This is a genomic window from Brevundimonas sp. EU05-FHT14B11, from assembly GCF_058790835.1.
In genome coordinates, this window is sequence record NZ_JBYTCY010000001.1 from 487,992 (window position 1) to 514,123 (window position 26,132).

The window sequence follows — 26,132 nt, forward strand, 5'->3', positions numbered from 1 at the left end:
TTTTGCCGAATCACGGATTCAGCGTTGAACCGGCTTACGCCCGACCCGTAAACGAGGGTTTACCTCTCCCGCATCGAGTCCCCGCCGATGACCGCTCGCAAACAAGCCCTCGACCTGCTCCGCGCCGTCGCGCGCAAGGACGCCGGGGCGCGCATCGTCCATCATTTCGCGACCGATCCGGGCCGCGTCGACCGGATGAGCGTGGACGCCGCGGGCCTGTATCTGGACCTGTCGAAACAGTCGTGGAGCGCCGAGGGCTTCGAGGCCGCGCTGGACGTGGCGCGGGCCTGTGACGTCGAGGGCCGCCGCGCCGCCCTGTTCGGCGGCGAGGCCGTGAACAACACCGAGGGCCGCGCGGTCCTGCACCCGGCCCTGCGCGCCGCCGCCGGCGCCGACTTCCACGCCCTGGGCGAACCGGTGTCGAAGGAGGTCGACGAGACCCGCAAGGCCATGGCGGCCTGGACCGCCGACATCCGATCGGGCGCGGACACGGGCGGGACCAAGCAGCCGTTCACGGCCATCGTCCACATCGGCATCGGCGGCTCGGACCTGGGGCCGCGCCTGCTGTGGGACGCCCTGCGCCCGCTGGAGCCGGCCATCGACCTGCGCTTCGTCGCCAACATCGATCCGCGCGACATGGCCGAGGCCCTGGCCGGGCTGGATCCGGAGACGACGCTGATCGTGGTGGTGTCCAAGACCTTCACCACGCAGGAGACGCTGGCCAACGCCGACCTGGCCAAGGCCTGGTTGGCCGAGAGCCTGTCGCCGCGCCGTATGGTCCGGCATCTGGTCGGGGTCACCGCCGCGCCGGAGAAGGCCAAGGACTGGGGCTGCGGCCGCACCTTCGGCTTCCGCGACTGGGTCGGCGGCCGCTATTCGCTGTGGTCGGCGGTCAGCCTGTCGGTCGCCGTGGCGCTGGGCTGGGACGTGTTCGAGCGGGTGCTGGCCGGCGCCCGCGCCATGGACGAGCATTTCACTCACGCGGACCTTGAGAAGAACGCCCCGGTGCTGCTGGCCCTGGCGCAGATCTTCAACGTCGAGGGCCTGGGCCGCAACGCCCGCACCGTCGCCCCCTACGCCCACGGCCTGCGCCGCCTGCCCGCCTTCCTGCAGCAGTTGGAGATGGAGTCGAACGGCAAGCGGGTGAAGCGTGACGGAAGCCCCGTGGACACCGGCACAGGCCCCATCGTCTTCGGCGAGCCCGGCACCAACGGTCAGCACGCCTTCTTCCAGCAGATTCACCAGGGTCCGACGGTGGTCCCCGCCGAGTTCGTGGTGGTCGCCCACACCTCGACGGCGGCGATCGACGACCGCGAGGGCGACGCCCCCCTGTGGTCGAACGCCCTGGCCCAGGCCCAGGCCCTGATGGTCGGCAAGACCGAGGCCCAGGCGCGGGCCGAGCTGATCGCGGCGGGCGCCGACGAAGCCGAGGCCGACCGTCTGGCCCCGCACAAGACCTTCCCCGGCGACCGGCCCTCGACCACCATCCTGACCGACGCCCTGACCCCCGAGGCCGTGGGCGCCCTGCTGGCCCTTTATGAGCACAAGACGTTCGTCGAGGGCGTGATCTGGGACATCAACAGCTTCGACCAGTGGGGCGTCGAGCTGGGCAAGGTCCTGGCCAAGGCGATCCTCAAGGACGTCGCGGCGGGCGAACCCTCGCCGGGGCTGGACCCGTCGACGGCGGAGCTGATGAAGCGGCTGATGGTGTGACCCACAGGGACCTTCTCCCGATGGGAGAAGGTGGCCGGGCGTAGCCCGGTCGGATGAGGGGACGCTGATTCAGTCGGCCTTCCGCCGCTCCGGTCGGCGACACAGCTTACGCCGACCGCCAAGGATCGACCCTCATCCTTTCGCGCAGGGACGACGGCTGCGCCATCGTGCGCTCAAGCCCTCTCCCATCGGGAGAGGGTGCAAAGAAAAAGGCGGCCCCCGTTGCAGAGGGGCCGCCTTCCTCGCCCACGTCCGGCCTACTTACGCGGCCGGACGAAGAGGTGTCTGACTACCAGCGGCGATCGTAGCGGTAGTCGCGGTCGCGACGGTCATAGCGGTCGTCGCGGCGATCACGACGGTAGTCGCGATAGTCCTGGCGTTGCTCCCAGCGCGGGTCGCGGCTGTTGATGCCGTGTTCGCGTTCCCAGTGGCCCTGGTTCCGGTAGCACTGGCCGCCGCGGTAGTAGCCGCAGTCGTCGCGGTTGCTGCTGGAGGCGGCGCCGACCGCCGCGCCGGCAAGCGCGCCGCCGGCGATATAGGTGCCGTCGCCGTTGCCGATCAGGGCGCCGGCCAGGCCGCCGACGACGGCGCCGACGATGGCGTTACGGCCGGTGTTGTCGTCACGGTCGCGATGGCGGCTCTGGGCCTCGGCGGGGGCGGCGGCCATCAGGGCCAGGGCGCCGACCAGGGCCGGCGAGGCGAAAGCGATCTTCGAAAGCATCTTCATGGTCGTGTCCCTTCAAACGGTTCGGCGCTGTCCGCCGGTTGTGGAGACCCTTATGAGCGTGGCCGTCTGAACGGGTTCGGGGGGAGGCGTTCAGATACGGTTCACCTTGCATACAACGCCGTAATGCGGCCCTGTGCGGGTCTGAGGGGGAGGCGCGGGTGCGGCGGCTGATCGGGATCGGGATTCTGGGGGCGGCGCTGGCGCTGGCGGCGACGCAGGCCCTCGCCCAGACCGCCCCGCCTCAGGAGCCGCCTCCCCGCCCGACCCGGCCCGCGCCGGTTCCGCCCCCGCCGCCACCCCCGCCGCCACCCCCTCCGCCGCCCCCGCCGCCACCGGCCGATGTGCGCATCTCGGCCGAGACCGAAATCGACCCGGTGCGCGCCATCCTCGTCCGCGAGAGCGACCCGCAGGCGGCCGCCGAGGCCCTGGTGGCCCTGGGTATCGAACGCTACGGCGCCGATGACGTCCCCGGCGCCGGGGCGGCGCTGAAGGCCGCGGTCGAGGTGGTGGAGACGCGGCTGGGCCCGGCCGCGAAGGCGCTGGTCCACCCGCTGGCGGTGCAGGCGCGTCTGAAGCTGGAGGTCGGCGACTATCCCGGGGCCCTGGCCGACCTCGAGCGGGCCCTGTCCCTGATGGACGAGGCCTCCGATCCGCTGGAGCGGGCGACCCTGATCTACGACCGGGCCCGGACCTTGGACGCCGTGGGCCGCAACGAGGAGGCCGAGGCCGCCGCGCGCGAAAGTCTGGCCATCCGCCGGGCCCAGCTGGGCGAGGTGCACGAGAAGACCGCCGACAGCCTGAACCTGGTCGCCAACGCCCTGACCGCCCAGGGCCGCCACGCCGAGGCCGATCCCCTCTATCGGCAGGTGCTGGGCATGTATGAGGTGCTGTACGGTCCCGACGACTTCCATGTCGCCATCGTGCTGTCGAACCTGGGCAACTCCCTGCGCCGCACCGGGCGCGCGCATCAGGCCGAGCCGCTGTATGTGCGCGCCGTCACCATCGCCGAGGGGGCCAATGATCCGGTTCTGCTGGCCCAGTGCCTGACCAACTACGGCTGGTTCCTGCATGTCGCCGGCGACGGGGCGCGGGCCGAGGCGCCGTTCCGCCGGGCGCTGGCGCTGGCCCTGGAGATCGTCGGGCCGGACCATCCCTTCACCGGCAACGCCCGCGCCAACATCGGCTACGCCCTGTCCGACCAGGGGCGCTGGACCGAGGCCGAGGAGCCGTTCCGGCAGGGGCTGGCGATCTTCGAGGCCGGCGTCGGCGCCGACAGCCCCGACCTGCTGGACACCCTGACCGGCTACGCCGCCGTGCTGGACCGGCTGGGCCGGGGCGAGGAGGCGGAGGCGCTGTATCGCCGCGCCCGGACCATCGCCGGCGCCCGCCTGCCGCCCGCCCACGCCACGGCCCTGGCCGGGACAGAGCAGTATGCGGGCTTCCTGATCCACCGGGCGCGCTCGGACGAAGCCCTGGTGCTGGTCCGCGGAGGGCTGGGCGACCTGCTGGGCCAGCAGGCCCGCGGCCGCGACTGGCGCACCCGCGTGCGCGGGGCCCGTCCCCTGTTCGCGCGGCAGGTCGAGGCCGCCTGGACCCTGGCCGCCGCGACCGATTGATCCTCTTAAATCAGCGGTCCTGCTTGACGCTGTGGGCCGCCCGCCCTACCTCCCGCTCGCGTTAGCACTCGGGGCTGTCGGCTGCCAAAATCGACGGTCGCCCGGGTCGCGCATCGAACTTCTCAAGGGAGATACATCAGATGGCGTTTCGTCCGCTCGGCGACCGCGTGCTCGTGAAGCGCGTTGAAGAAGAATCCAAGACCAAGGGCGGGATCATCATCCCCGACACCGCCAAGGAAAAGCCGCAGGAAGGCGAAGTCGTCTCCGTCGGCCCGGGCGCCCGCGATGACAGCGGCAAGGTCAATGCGCTGGAACTGAAGGCCGGCGACCGCATCCTGTTCGGCAAGTGGTCGGGCACCGAGATCAAGATCGACGGCGAAGACCTGATCATCATGAAGGAATCGGACGTCCTGGGCGTGCTGTCCTAAGCACCCGCGTCTGACTTTCCTCCCCAAAATCATAGAATTAGGAGCTGCCTGATGGCTGCCAAACAAGTTCAGTTCTCTACCGACGCCCGCGAAAAGATGCTGCGCGGCGTCAACATCCTCGCCAATGCGGTGAAGGTGACCCTGGGTCCCAAGGGCCGCAACGTCGTGATCCAGAAGTCCTTCGGCGCCCCGCGCTCGACCAAGGACGGCGTGTCGGTCGCCAAAGAGATCGAGCTGGAAGACGCCTTTGAGAACATGGGCGCCCAGATGATCCGCGAAGTCGCTTCGAAGACGAACGACAAGGCGGGCGACGGCACCACCACCGCGACCGTCCTGGCGCAATCGATCGTGCAGGAAGGCCTCAAGTCCGTCGCCGCCGGCATGAACCCGATGGATCTGAAGCGCGGCATCGACAAGGCCGTCACGGTCGTCCTGGCCGACATCAAGGCCTCGGCCAAGAAGGTCTCGAACAACTCCGAGATCGCCCAGGTCGGCACCATCTCGGCCAACGGCGACTCCGAAGTCGGCGAGATGATCGCCAAGGCGATGGAAAAAGTCGGCAACGAAGGCGTCATCACCGTCGAGGAAGCCAAGACGGCTGAAACCGAGCTGGACGTCGTCGAAGGCATGCAGTTCGACCGCGGCTACCTGTCGCCCTACTTCATCACCAACGCCGACAAGATGGAGGTTCAACTCGAGGAGCCGCTCATCCTGCTCCACGAGAAGAAGCTGTCCTCGCTGCAGGCCATGCTGCCGATCCTGGAAGCCGTCGTGCAATCGGGCCGTCCGCTGGTGATCATCGCCGAGGACATCGAGGGCGAGGCCCTGGCCACCCTGGTCGTCAACAAGCTGCGGGGCGGCCTGCGCGTCGCCGCCGTCAAGGCTCCGGGCTTCGGCGACCGCCGCAAGGCCATGCTGGAAGACATCGCCGTCCTGACCGGCGGTCAGGTGATCTCGGAAGACCTGGGCATCAAGCTCGAGAACGTCACCCTCGACATGCTCGGCAAGTCCAAGAAGATCACCATCACCAAGGACGACACCACCATCGTCGACGGCGTCGGTGAGAAGGACGCGATCGAGGCCCGCATCGGCCAGATCAAGGCCCAGATCGAAGCCACGACCTCGGACTACGACAAGGAAAAGCTGCAGGAACGTCTGGCCAAGCTGGCCGGCGGCGTTGCTGTCATCCGCGTCGGCGGCTCGACCGAAGTCGAAGTGAAAGAGAAGAAGGACCGCGTCGACGACGCCCTGAACGCGACCCGCGCGGCCGTTGAAGAAGGCATCGTCCCGGGCGGCGGCATCGCGCTGCTGAAGGCGACCAAGGCGCTGGAAGGCCTGACCGGCGACAACGCCGACCAGACCGCCGGCATCGCCATCATCCGCCGCGCCATCCAGGCCCCGATCCGTCAGATCTCGGAAAACGCGGGCGTCGAAGGCTCGATCGTGGTCGGCAAGGTGCTGGAGAACGCCGACAAGTCGTTCGGCTTCAACGCCCAGACCGAAGAGTACGGCGACCTGGTCAAGATGGGCGTCATCGACCCCGCCAAGGTGGTCCGCACCGCCCTGCAGGACGCCGCCTCCGTGGCCGGCATCCTGATCACGACGGAAGCCGCTGTCGCCGACGCGCCGAAGAAGGCCTCGGCCGGCGCCGCTCCGGGCGGCATGGGCGGCATGGGCGGTATGGGCGACATGGACTTCTAACCGGATCGAGGCGGGCGGCGACGCCCGTCTCGTGACGTCCCGGCGAAAGCGGGGTCCGTATCGTTCAGCGCTTCAGCTGAAACAAAAGAGGGCGCCCCGGGAAACCGGGGCGCCCTTTCTTATGGGTGGCCGGCGCCCGCAAGCGGGCGACCGGGACGTTGTCAGATCAAGCCAGCGAGGGCTCGATGTCCTTGCACGCCTGGATCAGGCCCTGCACCGACTCGACCGACTTGGCGAACATCGCCTTTTCGTCGGCGTTGGTGGTGAACTCGATGACCTTCTCGACGCCGCCGGCGCCGATCAGGGCCGGCACGCCGACGTAGAGGTCCGACAGGCCGTATTCGCCCGACAGCCAGACGGCGCAGGGCAGGACGCGCTTCTGGTCCAGCAGGTAGGAGCGGGCCATGGCGATGGCCGATTCAGCCGGGGCGTAGAAGGCCGAGCCGGTCTTCAGCAGGGCCACGATCTCGCCGCCGCCCTTGCGGGTGCGCTCGACGATGGCGTCCAGTTCGGCCTGGGTCAGGAAGCCGGCGGCGACGGCGTCCGGCAGCGGCAGGCCGCCGACCGTCGAGTGACGGACCATCGGGACCATGTCGTCGCCGTGACCGCCCAGGGTCCAGGCGTGAATGTCCTGCACCGAGACGCCGGTCTTTTCGGCCAGGAAGTAGGCGAAGCGGGCCGAGTCGAGCACGCCGGCCATGCCGACGACCTTTTCCTTGGGCAGGCCCGAGAATTTCTGCAGGGCCCACACCATGGCGTCGAGCGGGTTGGTGATGCAGATGACGAAGGCGTTCGGCGCGTGGGCCTTGATGCCTTCACCCACGGCCTTCATGACCTTCAGGTTGATGCCGATCAGGTCGTCGCGGCTCATGCCCGGCTTGCGCGGCACGCCGGCGGTGACGATGCAGATATCGGCGCCGGCGATGTCGGCGTAGTCGTTGGCGCCCTTCAGGGCCACGTCCTGGCCGAACACGGCGGAGGCCTCGGCGATATCCAGCGCCTTGCCTTGCGGGGTGCCTTCGGCGATGTCGAACAGGATGATGTCGCCCAGCGCTTCACGCGCGGCCACGTGGGCCAGGGTGCCGCCGATCATACCGGCGCCGATGAGGGCGATCTTCGCGCGAGCCATATCATTCTCCGTTGGCCTACCGCGCTTTGCGCTACCTGAGGCCGGGTCAGGGTGGGGAGGGAAGGTTGGCGGCGGTCTAGACCCGCGCGCTTTCGCCTGCAACCGTGACGCCGCGTGAGGTTTTCCCGACCATGACCCATCCCCCCGAGACCCTGCCCGAATTCGTCGCCCCCGATGAGGTGCCGACGGGTCTCGTCGCGATCACGGACGAGCGGGCGATCCGGGCCGAGATGCAGGTCTGGCGGGACAAGGTGCTGAAGCGGCCCGGCCTGTGGGACAAGGCGACGCGAGGGACGCAGGACCGGATCAACCGCATCATCCCCGAGCGCGTCCACGCCATCATCACCTCGGGCGTCGAGGCGATGACCAAGGGCATCCTGTTCGGCTCGGACCTGATCCAGCCGCGGCGCACGGCGGAAGGCTCTCTGGCGGCGCGGGAGCAGCGGGCCCGGGCGGCGATCCGCGCCTACCGCAACACCGCCAGCGTCGAGGGCGGGGTGGCCGGGGCCGGCGGCTTCGTGCTGGCGGCGGCGGACTTTCCGGCTCTGATGGCCATCAAGGTGAGGATGCTGGGCGACGTGGTCGCGGCCTATGGCTGGGGCGGCGGCTCTGTGCGCGAGCGGCTGTTCGTGCTGCACATCTTCCACCTGGCCTTCGCCAGCGCGCGGCGGCGGCCCGAGGCCCTGGCGGACCTGGAGAAGTGGATCGCCGGCGTCGACCAGCCGGAGATCCTCACCGAATACGACTGGCGGACCTTCCAGATCGAGTACCGCGACTACATCGATCTGGCCAAGATGGCGCAGCTGATCCCCCTGGTCGGCGCGCCGATCGGGGCGGTGGTCAACTGGCGGCTGGTCGAGCGTCTGGGCGAGACTGCCGTCATGGCCTGCCGGATGCGGTGGTTCGGCGAGACCGAGGACGCCGTCTAGGTTTCTCCAGCGGGCGCATCGTCGGTCTTCGGCCGGGTGTTCAGCCGCCGAGCGGCCAGCGCCCCGGCCAGGAACAGGGCTCCGACCACCAGGAAGGAGGCGGCGCGGACGATGCCCTGCAACTGGCTGAGATCGAAGAACAGCACCTTCACTGCCGTGACCAGCAGCACCAGCAGGCCCGCCCAGCGCAGGGTCGCGTCCTTGCGCAGCGTGCCCAGGCTCAGGGCCGCCAGACCGAACACCGCCCACAGGGTCGAGAAGGTCCAGGTCTCCAGCCCGCCGCCTTCCGACGCGTCGCCCATATCCACGCCATGGAAGACCCAGCGGATCAGCAGGGTCATCAGGACGAACAGAACGCCGACCGTCGCCGCCATCGCGGCCTTGCCCTGGGCGCCCGGCCCCTTGCGCAGGCCGAAGATCAGCGCGGCGCCCGCGGCGTAGAGGGCGAACAGCAGCAGGGCATGGGGCACGGAGGCCAGCGGGGCGTCCAGCGGGCCCCACCACGGGCTGGCATAGAGGCCGAACACCAGCACCGACACGCCCAGCGCGATCCAGTTCAGCGACCGGGCGATGGTCCCGGTCCATTCGCTTCGGGTCCGGAGCGTCAGAGCCTGGCCGGTCAGCAACAGCAGGACGGCGTAGGCGGCGCTCTCGGCGCGGCCGATCCCGGCCCAATTCATGGCGTCGCCATGGAACAGATGACGCAGGACCAGCAGGGCCCAGAGGAAGGCGAACAGCACGGCCGCCGCCGCCCAGACCCGGGTCCAGACGTCGGCCGGACGCCGGCGCCATGCACTGACGGCCAGCAGGGCCGCGGGGGCCAGGAAGGCGACGATCAGGGTGTTGACCACCGGCAGGCCGACCGGCGCCGCGCCGCCCCCCCACCACGGGTTCCAGACCAGCCCTTGCATCAGCATTCCGTGCAGAGCGCCGACCTCGACCACGATGACCGTGCGCCAGCGGGCGATGGGGCCGTCGTCAGGCCGCTGACGGGTGACCAGCAGGACCCCGGCGGCCAGCAGCAGAAGCGTGCGCAGGGCGCCTTCGAACAGACCGCCCGACACGTCGCCCTTCACGCCGGCCAGCAGGACATGCAGGCCGATGAACAGGCCGGTCAGCAGCACCATCAGGGAGGCGGTGACCTGAGCCTCGACCTCGTTGCGCCGCGCTCCGTCCGGACCGGACATCAGCCGGGCGCCGAGGAACAGAAGGGCCGCGGCGCCGATGGAGACGCCCATCGCGACCGGCAGGGCCAGCCGCCCGTCCAGCGCCGCGCCGATGAAGCCGAAGCGGAACAGCATGGCCAGGGTCAGCAGGCCGCCGACCACGCTGGCCTGGGCCAGGCCCCGCCAGGGGAGGCGGCCGGCGGCGACGGCGAGGAGCAGGGCGGCCGCGGCGAGGGCCAGCGGCTCCAGATGCGTCGGGACCGCCGCATGGATCGACAGGAAGGCCAGCTCGGCGGCGGCGGCGAGCCAGAAGGTCAGCCCCCTGTCGCTCTCGGCCTGTTCGACCCGCCGGGCGATCACGGCGGCCGAGGCGAACATCGCGCCGCTCAGCAGGGCGGCGGGGAGCCAGGGCAGGCGGGCGCCGATCTGATCGAGCAGGGGCCAGGACAGGCTGGCGAGCAGGGCCAGGCCGATACCGCCGACCGCCAGCATGGGGGTGCGCGCGGCGGGGGGCGAACGGAGCGCCCCGATCAGAGTGACGACGGCGATGACGGCGGTCAGCCCATGGATCCAGACCAGGGGCGTGAGCTGGGCGGGATCGTAGGCGAGGGACGCCAGGGTCAGCAGCGAGGCCAGCACCGCCATGCCGACGGGGACCGCGAAGATCATGGGCATGGCCATGCCCAGCGCCACGACGGCCGCGCCGAGCGCGACGAGGACGCCGGCGACCAGCACCGCTTCCGGAACGTCGGCGGCTCCGGTCGGAGACAGCAGCCACAGATGCGCCGAGACCAGGCTGGCCAGGATCAGGGCGACGGCCGGCTGCGCCCGGAAGGTCGCGAGGGGCTGGCCCGGCCGGTCTTCGAGCCCCTGGCGGCGGCGCCACAGGACGGCGAAGACGGGTCCGGCCGCGGCGAGAATCAGCAGGCCTGAGCCGCCCCCGAATTTCGGCGCGAGGCTCCACAGCAGCAGGCCGGCCACGGTGATGAAACCGGCCCGGCCCCACAGCCGCGTGGCGCTGAGCACGAAGCCGGTGACGCCGATCAGCAGGGCGTAGGCGTACAGCACCGTCGGGGACCAGGCGTCCATGCCGGTCACCCACGGCGTGATCACCGCCCCGAACAGCGCCAACAGAGCCAGGGGTTCGCCATGGCGCAGGGACAGGCCGAGCAGGCCGACCGATATGGCCGCCGTCAGCATCGCCGCGACCGGGAAGGGGATCAGGCCGTACAGGGTGTAGGCCGCGCAGACCGCACCATACAGGGTGACCGCCCCGGCTCCGGCCGCGACGGCGGCGGCCAGCAGGTGCCGCCCGCCGGGCGCACGCTTCTGGCGCAGGATCCATTCGCTGGCGGCGATCATCAATCCGCCGAGCACGACGGCGGCGGCGATGCGCAGCGGCGGGCCGAAGACGCCCTGCTGAGCGGCGTAGACCACAAGCAGAAGGCCGCCCAGGGCCAGCCCGCCGCCGCCCAGCCAGGCCAGGCCGTTCTCGGCCAACCAGGTCGACAGCGCGGCCCAGGTCAGATCGGGGGACGACCGGCGCGGCTCCGGAATCGGCGTCGGACGCGGCTCGGCGCGCCAGTCCGACCGGCGCTCGGACCGCGAGGTCGGCGCGTCATCCGAGACGCTCCAGTCGTCGGCGGGCGTTCGCCGGGCGGGCGAAATAGGGGCGGGCTGCGGTGTGATGGGAGCGCTGGCGCGCGCGACGGGGAGACTTTCGGCGACGGCGGGCGCGGGCTTCGGCGTGGCCGGTTCGGGGGCCGCCCGGGCGACCTCGGGTTTCGGCGCCGTCGGGGCGGGCCGGCGCTGGGCCGCCTCCAGCGCGCGCAGCACCATGTCCAGCCGGCGTTCCAGCTTCTGCAGCGCCCTGGCCTGCACAAAGACGAACCCGGCCAGCACCAGGGTCAGAAGCCAATGCAGCATGGTGACGCGCCCCCGAGACACAGGCCTGTCTCTGGGACAGGCTCATCCGGCTATCGCCAGACAGTTGTGCAGGAAGCGTTACCTGCTGCAACCAGCCGGTTGTCGGAGGGGCGGTCCATAACCTGTACTGTTCCCAACGACAAAGTTTATTGATTTTCCCTGTCCACAGTACGGGCATAGGCTCCTCCCGCAATCAGGGAGAAGACATCATGGACGGCAACGCCGGCGGCCCCTCGCCCCTCAACGATCCGAAGAAGGAGCCCGCGGCGCTCCGCAGCCTTGTGGGACGCACCAACCGCGACTGGTGGCCCAACCACCTGTCGATGGACATCCTGCATCAGCAGGGCAAGTCGGGCGACCCGATGGGCGACGACTTCAACTACGCCGAAGCCTTCAAGACGCTGGACTACGCCGCGGTCAAACGGGACCTGACGGCCCTGATGACCGACAGCCAGCCGTGGTGGCCGGCGGACTACGGCCATTACGGGCCCTTCTTCATCCGCATGGCCTGGCACTCGGCCGGGACCTATCGCACCGGGGACGGCCGCGGCGGCGCCGGCGCGGGCCAGCAGCGCTTCGCCCCGCTCAATTCCTGGCCGGACAACGGCAACCTGGACAAGGCGCGCCGCCTGCTGTGGCCGATCAAGCAGAAGTACGGGGCCAGCCTGTCGTGGGCCGACCTGATGATCCTGGCCGGCAATGTGGCCATCGAGAGCATGGGCGGGCCGGTGTTCGGCTTCGGCGGCGGGCGCGCCGATGTCTGGGAGCCCGAGAAGGACGTCTACTGGGGCACCGAGGAGCAGTGGGTCGGCGAGGAAGGCAACGAGACCCGCATCCAGCCGGACAAGCAGATGGCGCTGGAAGAGCCGCTGGCGGCGATCCAGATGGGCCTCATCTACGTCAATCCCGAAGGTCCGGGCGGCGTGCCGGAAGCCCTCGCCTCGGCCCGCGACATCCGCGAGACCTTCGCCCGCATGGGCATGAACGATGAGGAGACGGCCGCCCTGACCGCCGGGGGTCACACCTTCGGCAAGGCCCACGGCGCCGGCGACGCCTCGAAGGTCGGGGTCAGCCCCGAAGGCGCCGACATCGCGCAGCAGGGCCTCGGCTGGATCTCGGGCCACGAGAGCGGCGTGGGCGACCACGCCATTACCTCGGGCATCGAGGGCGCGTGGACCCCGACCCCGATCACCTGGGACATGAGCTTCTTCGACATGCTGCTGGACCATGACTACGAGCTGGTCCGCAGCCCGGCGGGCGCCAAGCAGTGGCAGCCGGTCGGCAATCCGCCGGAGACCCTGGCCCCCGCCGCCCACACGCCGGGCAAGCGCGTGCCGACGATGATGACCACCGCCGACATGGCGTTCAAGATCGACCCGGAATACCGCAAGATCATGGAGCGGTTCCGCGCCGATCCGGCCTATTTCGGCGACACCTTCGCCCGCGCCTGGTTCAAGCTGTGCCACCGCGACATGGGCCCCAAGGTCCGCTACCTCGGTCCGGAGGTCCCCGCCGAGGACCTGATCTGGCAGGATCCGATTCCCGCGCCGTCCGGCCCGGCCCTCGGCGCCGCCGATATCGCCGCCCTGAAGGCGAAGATCGCGGCCTCGGGCCTGTCCGTGGCCGAGCTGGTCTCGACCGCCTGGGCCTCGGCTGTGACCTATCGCGGCTCGGACCATCGCGGCGGCGCCAACGGCGGGCGTCTGCGCCTGGCCCCGCAGAAGGACTGGGACGTCAATGAACCGGCGAAACTGGCCAAGGTTCTCAAGGTCTATGAAGACATCAAGGCCGGGACCAACGCCTCCATCGCCGACCTGATCGTGCTGGGCGGCTCCGTCGGCGTCGAGCAGGCCGCGAAGGCGGCCGGCCACGACATCATGGTCCCCTTCACCCCCGGCCGCACCGACGCCTCGCAGGAACAGACCGATGTCGAGGGCTTCGCGGTTCTGGAACCGCGCGCCGACGGTTTCCGCAACTATCTGCAGGTGCGCTTCAACGTTCCGACCGAGGAGCTGCTGGTTGATCGGGCCCAGCTTCTGGGTCTGACGGCGCCGGAGATGACCGTCCTGGTCGGCGGCCTGCGGGTGCTGGGCGCCAACCACGGCGGATCGAAGCATGGCGTCTTCACCGACCGGCCGGGCCAGCTGACCAACGACTTCTTCGTCAACCTGCTGGATATGAAGACCGGCTGGAAACAGGTCGATGGTCATGCGGATGAGACCTTCGTCGGCACGGACCGGATCAGCGGCGAGGAACGCTGGACCGCGACCCGCACCGACCTGGTCTTCGGCTCCAACTCGCAGTTGCGGGCCCTGTCGGAGGTCTACGCGTCGGCCGACGCCGGTCCGAAGTTCGTGAAGGATTTCGTGGCCGCCTGGACCAAGGTCATGAACGCCGACCGGTACGACGTCACCCTCGGCGAGGAGTTCGGCGCCGCCGCCGTCTGAGCCTGTTCGCCCTTCGCGGCCTCGGTCGCGAAGGGCGGCCTCATAGGAGGCGTGGATCGCCATGGCTTTCCCTATAGCGAACGCCTATGTCGCTCGCATGCTTCCCACCCTGCGCCAGCTTCAGTATCTGCGCCTTCTCGCCGAGCACGCCTCCTTCAGCCGCGCCGCCGAAGCCGCGCATGTCAGCCAGCCCGCCCTGTCCGCGGGCGTGCAGGAGCTGGAGCGGATCCTCGGCGCGCCTGTCGTCGAGCGCACCCGGGGCAATGTCCAGCTGACCGCCGTCGGCGCCGAGGCCGTGCGCCGCGCCGAGGATGTGCTGGCCCGCACCGAGGACCTGGTCGAGGCCGCGCGCAACGCGGGCAAGCCCCTGTCGGGCCGGTTCCGGCTGGGCGTCATCCCGACCGTCGCCCCCTTCCTGCTGCCCGCCCGCCTGCCGGACATCAAGCGGGACTATCCGGCCCTGCGCCTGTTCATCCGCGAGGACCTGACGCCGCGCCTGGTCGCGGCGCTGAAGAGCGGCCACCTGGACGCCGCGGTGATCGCCCTGCCTTACAGCGCCGCGGGCATCGACCACGCGCGCATCGGCGACGACGAGATCCTGGCCGCCGCCCCGGTGGGCCATGCGCTGGCGGGGCCCGGCCCGATCGCCCCGGGCTCGCTGAAGGCCGAGGACCTGATCCTGCTGGAGGACGGCCACTGCCTGCGCGATCAGGCGCTGGCCGCCTTCGACATCGAGGCGCCGAAGGGCGACGACGTCTTCGCCGCCACCAGCCTGCACACCCTGGTCCAGATGGTCTCGTCGGGCCTGGGCGTCAGCTTCCTGCCCGAGATGGCGGTGCGCGCCGGTCTGGCCGACATGCCCGGCGTGGTGGTACGGCCCATCGCCGCCAAGGCGCCCCGCCGCGAGATCGTGGTCGCCTGGCGCACCGGCTCCAGCCGCGCGGCGGAGGCGAAGCTGCTGGCCGAGGCCCTGACCCTCGACTGAGGGCTTCATTACCACTCTGTAAGGTGCGCCCCGGATCGGCCCTGATAGGGTCGCCCCGCCCGTCGTCCGGGCGTCCGGAGTTGTCCTATATGAAGACCCGCCTGATCCTCACCGTCGCCGCCTCGGCCCTGCTGCTCGGCCTGCCCGCCGCCGCGCCGGCCTTCGCGCAGACCGCCGCCCCGACCGCCGGTTCGGTGGTGGTGCCGCCGCTGGGCTTCCAGGAGCGCACCCTGCCGAACGGCCTGAAAATCTATACGGCGCGGGACACCTCGACCTCCAACGTGACGGTGCAGGTCTGGTACAAGGTCGGCTCCAAGGACGACCCCCAGGACCGGTCGGGCTTCGCCCACCTGTTCGAACACCTGATGTTCAAGGCGACGCAGAACTTCCCGGACGAGACCTTTGACCGCCTGACCGAGGACGTGGGCGGCAACAACAACGCCTTCACTTCCGACGACGTGACCGCCTACCACGAAACCGTTCCGGCCAACCACCTGCAGCGCCTGATCTTCGCCGAGGCCGACCGCCTGGGTTCGCTGGTGGTCAATGAATCGGTCTTCGCCAGCGAGCGCGACGTGGTGAAGGAGGAATACCGCCAGGGTGTCCTGGCCAGCCCCTACGGCCGCCTGTTCAGCCTGTTCGTTCCGGCGACCATCTATCAGGACCACCCCTACCGCCGCTCGACCATCGGCTCGATCGAGAACCTCGACGCCGCCACCATCGAGGACGTGCGCCGCTTCCACGCTACCTACTACCGCCCGGACAACGCCTATCTGATCGTGGCGGGCAATTTCGACCAGGCCCAGTTGGACGGCTGGATCGATCAGTATTTCGGCCCGCTGACCAATCCGTCGCGCCCGCTGCCGGTCAATAATGTGCGCGAGCCGGAGCCGACGGCTCCGCGCGAGACCACCTTCTATGCACCCAACGTGCCCCTGCCCGCCGTGGTGCTGGCCTGGCCGGCGGTGCGCTACGACGATCCGGACCGCGCCGCCCTGACGGTGCTGGACGGCATCCTGTCGACCGGCGAGAGCTCGCGCCTGTACCAGGCCCTGATCTACGACCAGAAGATCGCCACCCAGGCCAGCTCGAGCCTCGACGCCAGCCAGCAGGCCGGCGCCGTCGTCACCTACGCCATCATGGCCGAGGGCGAGACGCCTGAGGCCGGTCTGGCCTCGCTGCGCGCCGAAGCCGCCCGCCTGCGCGACGCCCCGGTCACCGAGGCCGAGCTGACCGAGGCCAAGAACGAACTCGTCGCCGGCGCCCTGCGCGACCGCGAGACGGTTGAGGACCGCGCCAGCGCGCTGGGCTGGTCGCTGATCAATACCGGCGACGCGGCCGCCGCCGACCGCGAGGTCGCGGCCCTGCAGGCGGTGACCGCCGCCGACATCCAGCGCGTCGCCCGCCGCTATCTGACGGATCAGCGCAGCATCGCCATCCGCTACCTGAACGCCGACGACCAGCACCCGGCCACGGCCCAGTCGGTCGATGTGGAAGCCCCGGTCAAGGTCGCCGACCTGGCTCCGGTCGGCCGCATCTTCGAACTGCTGCCCGAGGCCCAGCGCGTCGCGATCCCGGCCGCCGGTCCGGCGGTGGATCTGGCCACTCCGGCGGTCGAGACCTTCACCCTCGCCAACGGCCTGGAGGTCTATGTCGCCCACAAGCCGGGCATGCCGCTGATCTCGGCCCGTCTGGGCCTCGCCGTCGGGTCGGCGGACGACGGCGCCAAGTCCGGTCTGTCGGTGCTGACCGCGGGTCTGCTGACCCAGGGCGCCGCCGGCCGTTCCGCGCCGGAGATCGCCGCCGAGATCGAACAGCTGGGGGCCCAGGTCGGCGCCTCGTCCGGCCCGGACTTTTCCAACGTTTCGGCCAATGCGCCGTCCGACGTCTTCCCGCGCGTGCTGGGCCTCATGGCCGATCTGGTGCGCCGTCCGGACTTCGCCGCCGAGGAGGTCGAACGTCAGCGCGATCAGTCGCTGGACGGCCTGCGCGTTCAGCTGAGCTCGCCCGGTCCGGTCGCCGCCATGGCCGCCGGCCGTCTCGTTTACGGCGACGCGCCCTATGGATCGCCTTCGGGCGGCACGCCCGACAGCCTTCCGGGCCTGACCCGCGAGGACGTGGTCGCCTTCCACGCCAGCCGCTACCGGCCGGAGACCGCCCGCCTGATCTTCTCGGGCGACATCACCGTGGCCCAGGCCCGCGCCCTGGCGGAGCAGGCCTTCGGCGACTGGCGCGCCACCGGCCCCGCGCCCGCCCCCCGCGCCCATCCGGCCGGCGCGGTCACCACTCCGCGCGTCGTGGTCATCGACCAGCCGGGCGCCGGTCAGGCGGCGGTCTATGTCGCCATGCGCAGCATCGCCCGCAGCGACGGCGACTACTTCCCGCTGACGCTGGGCAACACCCTGCTGGGCGGCAGCTTCACCTCGCGCCTCAACCAGGAAATCCGCATCAAGCGCGGCCTCAGCTACGGCACGCGCTCGAACATGGGCGTCCGTCAGGACCAGGGCGCCTTCGTCGCCTCGGCCCAGACCCGCAACGACGCCGCGGTCGAGGTGTCCGACCTGATCCTGGCCGAGATCGCCCGCCTGTCGAACAGCCGTCCGACCGACAGCGAGATGACCACGCGCCAGGCCATCCTGTCGGGCGGATTCGGCAGTTCGCTGGAGACCGTCGACGGCCTGGGCGGTCTGGTGGCCGGCCTGGCCCTCTACGACCTGCCGATGAGCGACCTTGCCGCCTATGTCGGGCGGGTCGAGGCGATCACGCCCGATCAGGTGCAGGCCGCCTTCGCCGAGCATCTGCCCGCCTCGAACGCCAGCCTGGTGATCGTCGGCGACGCCTCGAAATTCCTCGAGGCCCTGCGCGCCAAACACCCGAACGTCGAGGTCATCCCGCTGACCGACCTCGACCTCGATACGGCGGCGCTGAAGTAGGGATATGGATCTCCCTCCCCTTCATGGGGAGGGATGTCGGCGCGTCAGCGACGACAGGGTGGGGGACCTTACGGCCGCTCCCCACCCGTCCCGCTGCGCGGTCCACCCTCCCCATGAAGGGGAGGGAGAGATCACCCCGTCACTCGCCTAGACCGACAGACACACCACCCGCGCCACCCGCAGGTCGCGGCGCAGGTTGTCGGCGACGAGGAAGTAGTTGTCGATCGTGACCGCGCGGCTGGTCAGGGGCTCGTCGGCCTTCTGGACCCCGCGCATCGCCGGCAGGAAGGTGTCGGGCGCGGTTGTGTAGATGCGCCCGCGGCGCGGGCTTTCGGCGATGGTCACCCCGACCACCCGACCCTGACGATCCATCACCGGTGCGCCCGACAGCCCTGCAAGGGTCCCGCCCAGCCCGTCGGTCCGGCCGACCTCGGCCCAGACCAGAACCGGCTCGGAGCGTTCGCCGCGACCGCGAATGTTCAGGGTCTCCCGACCCAGCAGGCGCGAGGTCACCTCGCCCGCCCGCGCCTGTGGAAAGCCGGGGTGGAAGCCTCTCTGACCCGCGCGCAGCGTGCCGGGCGGGGCGATCGGCAGGGCAGGGGGGCCGCCGGCGGTTTCCAGCACGGCGATGTCGGCCCGGGCGGCCAGGCGCACGTCGGCGGCCACGGCCCGCCCGCCGCCCACCATGATGGCAGGGCGGCGGCAGCCTTCGACCACGTGGCGGGCGGTCACCCAGCGGCCTGATCGGGCGATGGAGAAGGCGGTGCCCGTGCTGGGCTGGAAGGGAATGTCGGGAGCGTTGACGGTGACGGCCGGATCGAAGGGCGTCACCGGTCCCAGCAGGGCGCCTTCGACGTCGTCCGGAGCGGCCGGCGCGGCCGGGGCGTCCGCGTTCTCGCGATGCGCCAGCGACGCGACCAGAAGGGCTCCGAGCACCGACGAATAGATCAGCCAGTCGGGAACCCGCATCCGATCAGCCCGTGAGAGCCGCCGCGAGGATCACCGCGGTCGCCAGCTTGGCGCCGACCAGCAGGACGGCGGCGGAGACCTCGCCCTCGCGGATGCGCTGGGGCAGGCCGGTCAGCAGCAGATCGACGACGCGGAAGGCCAGCAGCTGCAACGCCAGGGTCGCGACGCCCCACAGGGCGATGTCCTTGATCGAGGTCGAGACGCTGAGCGAGACCGCCAGCGGCACGGCCAGGCCGACCAGAACCCCGGCGAAGGCGACGGCGGCGGCGGCGTTGCCCTCACGGATGAGCGCGATCTCCTTCCACGGGGTGAACAGGGCGTAGACCACGGCTCCGACCAGCAGCAGGCCGAGGGTGACGGCCAGATGGGCCATCGTGGTCGGGAAGCCGGTCGCGAAGGCCTGCACCTCGGCGCTTTCGAGCACATTGGAAAGGGACGAGGAGTCCATGGGAGTCCGGCTGGTCAGGGGGTCGAAAACGATTGCCCGTTTTTCGCCCCAATCCGCAAGCGCGTGGAAGCCACAGGTGGTCAAGATTGGTGACGGGGTGTGTCTGGGGGGGATTAGTGGTTAGTGATTAGTGGTTGGTTGGATCAGGCATCCCAGCCAACGGACCAACCACCGGCGCGTCCGCATCGACCCACTAATCACTAGCCACTAATCACTTGCCGCGCTCAGGCGGCTTCCGCGCTCGCACTGTCGTCCGCGCCAGCTTTGCGCAAGGCGCTCGCCCGCACCTTCTCGCTCTCGGACTTCAGCTGACCGCAGGCGGCCAGGATGTCGCGGCCGCGCGGCGTGCGGATCGGGCTGGCGTAGCCGGCCTTGTTGAGGATGGCCGCGAAGCGCTCGATCGTCTTCCAGTCCGAGCACTCATAGTCCGTGCCGGGCCAGGGGTTGAACGGGATCAGGTTGATCTTGGCCGGGATGCCCTCAATTAGCTTCATCAGGGCGCGCGCTTCCTCGGGACTGTCGTTGACGCCCTTCAGCATCACGTACTCAAAGGTCACGCGGCGCGCATTGGACAGGCCCGGATAGGCCCGGATCGCCGCCATCAGCTGTTCCAGCGGGTATTTCTTGTTCAGCGGCACCAGCACGTCGCGCAGCGGGTCGTTGGTGGCGTGCAGGCTGATCGCCAGCATGGTCTGGGTCTTCTCGCCCAGTTCCGCGATCTTGGGCACCACGCCCGACGTCGACACCGTGATCCGGCGGCGCGAGATGGCGATGCCCTCGTTGTCGGAGATGATGTCGATGGCGTTGGCGACGTGGTCCAGATTGTACAGCGGCTCGCCCATGCCCATGAACACGATGTTCGACAGGCGGCGGTCTTCCTTGGGCGACGGCCATTCACCCAGGTCGTCGCGGGCGACCTGCACCTGGGCCACGATCTCGGCGGCGGTCAGGTTGCGCACCAGCTTCTGGGTGCCGGTGTGGCAGAAGGTGCAGTTGAGCGTGCAGCCCACCTGGGACGACACGCACAGGGCGCCCGCGCGGCCCACGTCGGGGATGTAGACGGTCTCGATCTCGATGCCCGGCGCGGTGCGGATCAGCCATTTGCGGGTGCCGTCCTTGGACACCTGCCGCTCGACGATCTCGGGGCGGGCCAGGGTGAAGGCCTCGGCCAGCTTGGCCTGCATGTCCTTGGCGACATTGCTCATCGCCGCGAAGTCGGTGACGCCGTAGTGGTGGATCCAGCTCCACACCTGCGACGCCCGCATCTTGGCCTTCTCGGGCGGACAGACCCCGGCGTCGACCAGCGCCTGCCGCAGCTCCGCGCGCGTCAAACCGGACAGGTTGACGGGGGCCGTGGACGGGGTCGCGGTCGTGCGCGATAGATCGAGCGTCAGGCTCAAGGCGGCATCCTTGGGTGGCGGGGAACGCGCCTTATACCACAGATCTCGCTGGTTTTAAGGCGGACCGCGGACGGCTCAGTCCGCCTCATCCTCGATGTGGTGGATCTGGTCGTCGTCCAGCCCGAAATGGTGGCCGATCTCGTGGATCAGGACGTGGGCGATGATCTCGCTCAGTCCCACATTCCCGCGCTCGCACCATTCGTCCAGGATCGGGCGCCGGTAAAGGAAGATGCGCGACGGCGCCGCCGCTGGGCCCATGCTGTCCCTCAGGCCGATATCGACGCCGTGGTACAGGCCCGTCAGTTCGAACGGGTCCTCCATGCCGAACCCCGCCAGCACCTCGTCACTGGCGAAGTCGTCGACGCGGATGACCACGTCCCCGGCCAATCCCTTGAACGGCTCCGGCAGGGCGTCGAACGCCTCGCGCGCCAGCCGGGCGAAGTCCTCGAGGGAGGGGGCGAGTTGGTCGGTCCAGGGGGAGGGCATGCAGGATAAGTGAGCAGGCGACGGGCGGCAGGCAACAGGTAAAGCGGTCGCGGGGTCGGTCCAGAGCGTCGCACCATCCCGCCGCCTAACTCCCTAGCCCCTCGCCCCCCATCAGGTATGGTTACCGAATCGGAGCGTGGGAGCTGATCGACACACAATGGCCGAGGCGGACATCGCCTATGTCGCGACCGCGGGCGCCGCGGGCCTCGCCCTGGCGCTCAGCGCCTGGGCCGCGCGGCTGCGCGGGCGGCTGGCCGATCGCAACCGCGTGCTTGAGGCCGCCATGGGCCGCGCCCACGCCGACATCTCCGCCCGAGACGGCGCGCTGGCCGCCTTCGAGGACGTGCGCATCGCCCTGACCCCGGGCGGCGGCGCCGACCGGCTGGGGTCGCCCGCCACCTGGGACGTGATCGTCCGTGATCTGATGACGGACTCGGATGTGGTCCCCTCGGACCCTGTCCTGGTCGTGCTGGACGCCGTCCGCGCCGCCGCCGGCGCGCGTCTGGACGGCCTGATCGACCGGGGCGAGGCCTTCGACGCCGTGCTGGAGGGCCAGTCCGGCGCCTGGGCCGTGGAAGGGCGCTCGGCCGCGGGCGCCGCCTGGCTGCGCCTGTCGCGTCTGGGCCTGATCGGCACGGCGGCCGAGAGCGGCCTGGGCCTGCTGGCCGACTACTATCCGGCCCCGACCTGGGTGGTCGATGCGGGCGGACGCCTGGCCTGGGCCAACCGCGCCTGGCTGGCCGAGATGAAGGTCGAGACCGCCGAGGCCGCCCGCGACAAGGGTCTGACCTTCGACCGCGGGGCCGACGCCATCGTCGCCGAGGCGGGGCGCCTGCATCAGCGTCAGGAAGGCTTCCGCTGGACCACGGGCGGCGGTCGCCGCCGGGCCTGGCGCATCGTGGCCGAGCCCGCGCCGGGCGGCGGCGTGCTGGCCTTCGCCCTGGACATGACCGAGGCGGAAGAGACGCGCGACACCCTGCGCCGTCACGTCGAGGCGCATGACGAGACCCTGAACCACCTCGCCGACGCGGTCGCCATCTTCGGCCCGTCCAAGCGGCTGGCGTTCCACAACACCGCCTTCCAGTCCCTGTTCAGCCTGGACCCCGCCTGGCTGGACGAGCGCCCGACCCACGCCGAACTGCTGGACCGCCTGCGGCAGCGCCGGCTGCTGCCCGAGGTTGTCGACTACGCCGGGTGGAAGGCGCGCGAACTGGACTTCTACGGCGCGGCCGCCGCCGCCCCGGACGACAGCTGGTCCCTGCCTGACGGCCGTACCCTGCGCATGGTGCGCCAGCCCCATCCGCTGGGCGGCGTCCTGCTGCTGTTCTCGGACATCACTGACGAGCTGAAGCTGCGCAGCCGCTTCAACGCACAGATCCAGGTCCAGACCGCCACCCTCGACAAGCTGAACGACGCCGTCGCCGTGTTCGGGTCGGACGGCCGCATCCGGCTGCACAACGAGGCCTTCGAGACCTTCTGGGGCGTCAGCGGCGATCAGCTGCGCGCCGCCGGCGACTTCGACGCCGTCGCGGCCCTGTGCCAGACCACCATGCCCGATCCCAGCCTGTGGCTGGGCCTCAAGGCCCGGGTCGCCGATCCGGATCCGGAAAGCCGTGTGCCGATCTCCGGCGAGGGCCGCACCGCCGACGGCCGCGTCGCCTCATGGCAGACCCGTCCCCTTCCAGACGGCGCGACCCTGGTCGCCTTCTCCGACGTCACCGCCCGCCGCGATCTGGAGCAGGCTCTGGCCGCAAAGGCCCAGGCGCTGGAGGAATCCACCGCCCTGAAACGCGAATTCGTGGGCAGCGTCTCCTACGAGCTGCGCACCCCGCTGACGACCATCGTCGGCTATTCCGAACTCCTGGAGCTGCAGGGCGAGCTGCCCGAGCGCAGCCGCCAGCACGCGGGGGCCATCCGCGTCGCCGCCAGCCAGCTGGCCAGCTCCATCGACGACGTCCTGGACATGGCCCAGATCGACGCCGGGGAGATGGAGCTGACCCTCGGCGACGTCCGGGTCTGCGACCTGCTGGATACGGCGGCTGACAAGGTCCGTGCACGGATCGAGGGTCGAGGCGCGACGCTGACGGTCGCTTGCCCGGCCGGGCTGCGCCCTATCCGCGCCGACGCCCAGCGGGTCGGTCAGGCGCTGGAACACCTGCTGGACAACGCCGCCCGCGCGGTGGGCGACGGCGGCGGCGTCAGCCTGATCGCAGAGGGCGCGCCGGCCGAGGTCCGCATCCGTGTGGAGGACACCGGGCGGGGCATTCCCTATCACCTGCAGGCCCACGTCTTTGACCGCTTCGTCCGGCGCGAGCGCGGCGGTCCGGGCGTCGGCCTGGCTCTGGTGAAGGCGCTCGTCGAGCTGCACGGCGGCTGGGCCGAGGTCGAGAGCGAGCCGGGCAAGGGCGCCGCCTTCATCCTGCACCTGCCGCTGGAAGCGGCGGGCGTGGCGGCCCCGCCGGAGTTGCGGCTCGGCTGAAGCGTTAGCTCCGCGCGCCCTGGCTGACCAGATAGGCGACGACAGCCGCGTGGCGATTGCGACGCGCCTGGCTGAGGGGGGAGCGGATTTCCGTGGCGCCGGAGTTCAGGGTGACCGGCACGGCCAGGTTGACGTCCGCACCGGCCGCCACAAGCTGTCGCACAACATCCAGATGGCCTTCGCGCGCCGCGTTGATCAGGGGTGTCTCGTCATCCGGGACGACGGCGTTCACATCGGCCCCGAGGCTGATCAGGTAGTCCGCCATCTCGGCCCGACCATTGGCGGCGGCGGCGATCAGGGGATTTCCATCGCCCTTCATCGGACGATCGACTTCAGCGCCTTGCCCGACCAGGAAGCGCGCCATGACGAGATCGCCGTTCCGGGCGGCCACGATCAGGGGCGTGCCGTCGTGGTCCCGGCCTGTATTCACATCGGCGCCGTGAGCGATGAAGACCGCGGCTGCGCGCGTATCCCCGGTGCGGGCGGTATCGACCAACCCGCCGCCGGAAGCCCGCGCGACGGGGGTCTGAGCCGAAGCCTGGATGGCGGCGCCGCAAAGGACGGTCGCGGTGAGAGCGCCGGCGGCGATCAGGGTACGGGCGAAAGCAGGCTTCGAGGGCATAAGCGGCTCCGTAGGACAGTCGAACTATGACAGAGGACCGTCACGGAGGTACTTAAGGTTTGGTCATCTCTTGGCGGCGCTGGCGCGCGGTCGAGTGGAAGAATAAGAACCCGGCATGACGAAGCTTCTGAAAACCGCCCTCATCTATGATTTCGACGGCACCCTCGCGCGTGGCAACATGCAGGAGGTCACCTTCATCCCCTCGATCGGGATGGGAATCGGCGACTTCTGGGCCGAGGCCGAAGCCCTGACCAAGGCCGCCGACGGCGACGGCATCCTGATGTACATGCAGTTGATGCTGGCCCACGCGCGCCAGAACGATGCGCCGATCACCCGCGACACCCTGCGCGAGCACGGCCAGGACGTGAAGCTGTTCGACGGTCTGAAGAACGACCTGACCGGCAAGGGCTGGTTCGATCGGATCAACGCCAAGGGCGCCGAGTACGGCCTCGACATCGAGCACTACATCATCTCCGCCGGGCTGGAGGAGATGATCGACGGCTGCCCGATCCGGGACGAGTTCCACCACGTGTTCGCGTCCAAGTTTGTCTATGACGAGCACGGCGTCGCGATCTGGCCTGCGGTGGGCGTCAACTACACCACCAAGACCCAGTATCTGTTCCGCATCAACAAGGGCGTGCTGAACCACTGGGAGCACGACAAGATCAACAAATTCATGGCCGACGACGACCGGCCCGTGCCGTTCGAGCGGATGATCTTCCTCGGTGACGGGGACACCGATGTCCCGACCATGAAGATGATGCACACCAAGGGTGGCTTCTCGATCGCGGTCTACGACCCGCGCTTCAACGAGAAGGATCAGAAGAAAATCTACTCCCTGATCTCCGAGGACCGGGTCAATTTCGTCGCTGCCGCCGACTACCGCGAGGGTTCGGCGCTGGACCTGATCGTCAAGGGCCTGATCGGCCGTATCGCCATCAACGCAGGGACGATGCCGGACGGGGTGTAGTTCTCCCTCCCCTCCTGGGGAGGGTGGCCGAGCGATGCGAGGCCGGGTGGGGCCCCCTCGCAAGGAGAAACTGCCCCGTCGTCCCCCGCCCTGTCGTCGCTTCGCGCCGACATCCCTTCCCACAAAGGGGGGGGGGAGAGTCTTACAGCCTACCCTCGCACCCTGTTCCGCTCCCGGACGAACGCGACGAAGGCCGCCAGCGCCGGCGGCGCATGTCGCCGCGACGGATAATAGAGGAAGGGCCCGTCGAAGGGCGGCAGCCAGTCCTCGAACAGGGACACCAGCCGTCCGTCGGCGATGTCGTTGCGCGCCCAGGCCTCGAAGGTGGCGAAGAAGCCCAGCCCGTCCAGCGCCGCGGTCCGGGCCATTGACGCGTCGCTGATCGTCAGGGGCCCCTGCGGCTGGATGCGGACTGTCCGCCCGTCCTTCTCGAACTCCCACGCCATGACCCCGCCGGGCAGCCGCATCCGCAGGCAGGGCAGGGACGCCAGATCCTCCGGGCGTTCCGGCCGCCCGACCCGGTCCAGCAGCGCGGGCGCGGCGACCAGCACGAAGCGCTCGGGCCCGCCCAGCGGCACGGCGATCATGTCCTTGTCCAGCCGTTCGCCGTAGCGCACGCCCGCGTCGAAGCCCTCGCCGACCACATCGGTGAAGGCGTTGTCGATCACGATCTCCATCTGCACGCCCGGGTGGGTCGCCAGGAAGGGTGCGATCAGCGGCCCCAGCGCCGTATCCGCCGCGCCCGGCGCATTGATCCGCAATCGCCCGACCGGCGCGTCGGCCGGCAGGCCGGTCGCCGCCACCGCCTGGGCCAGATCCTCCAGCGCCGGACCGATCCGCGCCATCAGCGCCTCCCCCGCCTCGGTCGGGCTGACGCTGCGGGTGGTCCGGTTGAGCAGCCGGACGCCCAGCCGATCCTCCAGCGCCCGGACGCGCTCGCTCAGGCTGGACGGCGACACCCCCGCCTCGGCCGCCGCCCGGCGGAACCCGCGATGGCGGATCACCGCGGCCAGCAAGGCCAGATCGTCGTAGGAGGGATTCATTGTTCGCTATTCCGA

At 70.1% G+C, this 26,132-nt stretch carries 19 protein-coding genes; 10 read left to right on the forward strand and 9 right to left on the reverse strand.

Annotated features, from left to right (window positions below; all coding sequences use genetic code 11):
- The first annotated feature begins 87 nt into the window (after window positions 1–87).
- A complete protein-coding gene (gene pgi, locus AC3WRV_RS02505) occupies window positions 88–1,713 on the forward strand; it encodes a glucose-6-phosphate isomerase (protein ID WP_492312023.1) in 1,626 nt (541 codons plus the stop codon).
- Between the two features lie 289 nt (window positions 1,714–2,002).
- Here pgi and AC3WRV_RS02510 read toward each other — a convergent pair whose 3' ends face one another.
- Window positions 2,003–2,440, reverse strand: a complete 438-nt coding sequence (locus AC3WRV_RS02510) for a YMGG-like glycine zipper-containing protein (protein ID WP_291836990.1) — start codon at window positions 2,438–2,440, stop codon at window positions 2,003–2,005.
- Window positions 2,441–2,598: 158 nt separating this feature from the next.
- Here AC3WRV_RS02510 and AC3WRV_RS02515 point away from each other — a divergent pair, with 158 nt between their 5' ends.
- From AC3WRV_RS02515 to groL, 3 genes are all read left to right on the forward strand, one after another.
- Complete coding sequence (locus tag AC3WRV_RS02515; RefSeq protein ID WP_492312024.1) at window positions 2,599–4,056, forward strand: tetratricopeptide repeat protein; 1,458 nt, start codon at window positions 2,599–2,601, stop codon at window positions 4,054–4,056.
- A gap of 140 nt (window positions 4,057–4,196) precedes the next feature.
- Entirely contained in the window at window positions 4,197–4,484 is a 288-nt protein-coding gene (groES, locus tag AC3WRV_RS02520; RefSeq protein WP_492312025.1) for a co-chaperone GroES, read from the forward strand.
- 51 nt (window positions 4,485–4,535) lie between these two features.
- On the forward strand, window positions 4,536–6,185 hold the full coding sequence (groL, locus tag AC3WRV_RS02525; protein WP_492312026.1) for a chaperonin GroEL: 1,650 nt from the start codon (window positions 4,536–4,538) through the stop codon (window positions 6,183–6,185).
- A gap of 166 nt (window positions 6,186–6,351) precedes the next feature.
- On the opposite strand, the gene mdh is transcribed toward groL, so the two are convergent.
- A complete protein-coding gene (gene mdh, locus AC3WRV_RS02530; protein WP_291835762.1) occupies window positions 6,352–7,314 on the reverse strand; it encodes a malate dehydrogenase in 963 nt (320 codons plus the stop codon).
- 131 nt (window positions 7,315–7,445) lie between these two features.
- Here mdh and AC3WRV_RS02535 point away from each other — a divergent pair, with 131 nt between their 5' ends.
- Window positions 7,446–8,243: an EcsC family protein gene (locus tag AC3WRV_RS02535; protein WP_492312027.1), complete on the forward strand. Its 798-nt coding sequence runs from the start codon at window positions 7,446–7,448 to the stop codon at window positions 8,241–8,243.
- Here the strand turns inward: AC3WRV_RS02535 and AC3WRV_RS02540 are convergent.
- Window positions 8,240–11,335 (reverse strand): DUF2339 domain-containing protein, encoded by a 3,096-nt coding sequence (locus AC3WRV_RS02540; protein ID WP_492312028.1) that lies wholly within the window; start codon window positions 11,333–11,335, stop codon window positions 8,240–8,242. The genes AC3WRV_RS02535 and AC3WRV_RS02540 overlap by 4 nt on opposite strands.
- A gap of 209 nt (window positions 11,336–11,544) precedes the next feature.
- Here AC3WRV_RS02540 and katG point away from each other — a divergent pair, with 209 nt between their 5' ends.
- From katG to AC3WRV_RS02555, 3 genes are all read left to right on the forward strand, one after another.
- On the forward strand, window positions 11,545–13,782 hold the full coding sequence (gene katG, locus AC3WRV_RS02545) for a catalase/peroxidase HPI (RefSeq protein ID WP_291835772.1): 2,238 nt from the start codon (window positions 11,545–11,547) through the stop codon (window positions 13,780–13,782).
- Window positions 13,783–13,879: 97 nt separating this feature from the next.
- Window positions 13,880–14,767, forward strand: coding sequence for a hydrogen peroxide-inducible genes activator (locus tag AC3WRV_RS02550; RefSeq protein ID WP_492312713.1), 888 nt, complete (start codon window positions 13,880–13,882; stop codon window positions 14,765–14,767).
- Window positions 14,768–14,856: 89 nt separating this feature from the next.
- Entirely contained in the window at window positions 14,857–17,700 is a 2,844-nt protein-coding gene (locus AC3WRV_RS02555; protein WP_492312029.1) for a M16 family metallopeptidase, read from the forward strand.
- A gap of 147 nt (window positions 17,701–17,847) precedes the next feature.
- Here the strand turns inward: AC3WRV_RS02555 and AC3WRV_RS02560 are convergent, their stop codons facing one another.
- The 4 genes from AC3WRV_RS02560 to AC3WRV_RS02575 all read right to left on the reverse strand — a co-directional run bounded on the left by AC3WRV_RS02560 (window position 17,848) and on the right by AC3WRV_RS02575 (window position 21,003).
- A complete protein-coding gene (locus tag AC3WRV_RS02560) occupies window positions 17,848–18,669 on the reverse strand; it encodes a S1 family peptidase (RefSeq protein WP_291841066.1) in 822 nt (273 codons plus the stop codon).
- A gap of 4 nt (window positions 18,670–18,673) precedes the next feature.
- Window positions 18,674–19,117 carry a DUF350 domain-containing protein gene (locus AC3WRV_RS02565; protein ID WP_291841064.1) on the reverse strand — a complete coding sequence of 148 codons (444 nt, stop codon included), beginning with the start codon at window positions 19,115–19,117 and terminating at the stop codon, window positions 18,674–18,676.
- Window positions 19,118–19,341: 224 nt separating this feature from the next.
- The gene (gene rlmN, locus AC3WRV_RS02570) at window positions 19,342–20,517 is read right to left on the reverse strand and encodes a dual-specificity RNA methyltransferase RlmN (RefSeq protein ID WP_492312030.1); all 1,176 of its coding nucleotides are present in this window, start codon (window positions 20,515–20,517) and stop codon (window positions 19,342–19,344) included.
- A gap of 75 nt (window positions 20,518–20,592) precedes the next feature.
- A complete protein-coding gene (locus AC3WRV_RS02575; protein ID WP_492312031.1) occupies window positions 20,593–21,003 on the reverse strand; it encodes a metallopeptidase family protein in 411 nt (136 codons plus the stop codon).
- Window positions 21,004–21,160: 157 nt separating this feature from the next.
- On the opposite strand from AC3WRV_RS02575, the gene AC3WRV_RS02580 reads away from it, so the two are divergent.
- Window positions 21,161–23,482: a PAS domain-containing sensor histidine kinase gene (locus tag AC3WRV_RS02580; protein WP_492312032.1), complete on the forward strand. Its 2,322-nt coding sequence runs from the start codon at window positions 21,161–21,163 to the stop codon at window positions 23,480–23,482.
- Window positions 23,483–23,486: 4 nt separating this feature from the next.
- On the opposite strand, the gene AC3WRV_RS02585 is transcribed toward AC3WRV_RS02580, so the two are convergent.
- A complete protein-coding gene (locus AC3WRV_RS02585; protein WP_492312033.1) occupies window positions 23,487–24,104 on the reverse strand; it encodes an ankyrin repeat domain-containing protein in 618 nt (205 codons plus the stop codon).
- Between the two features lie 115 nt (window positions 24,105–24,219).
- Between AC3WRV_RS02585 and AC3WRV_RS02590 the strand changes: the two genes are divergently transcribed.
- Window positions 24,220–25,074, forward strand: coding sequence for an HAD family hydrolase (locus AC3WRV_RS02590; protein ID WP_492312034.1), 855 nt, complete (start codon window positions 24,220–24,222; stop codon window positions 25,072–25,074).
- A 149-nt stretch (window positions 25,075–25,223) separates the two neighbouring features.
- On the opposite strand, the gene AC3WRV_RS02595 is transcribed toward AC3WRV_RS02590, so the two are convergent.
- On the reverse strand, window positions 25,224–26,117 hold the full coding sequence (locus AC3WRV_RS02595) for a LysR family transcriptional regulator (RefSeq protein ID WP_492312035.1): 894 nt from the start codon (window positions 26,115–26,117) through the stop codon (window positions 25,224–25,226).
- Window positions 26,118–26,132 lie beyond the last annotated feature (15 nt).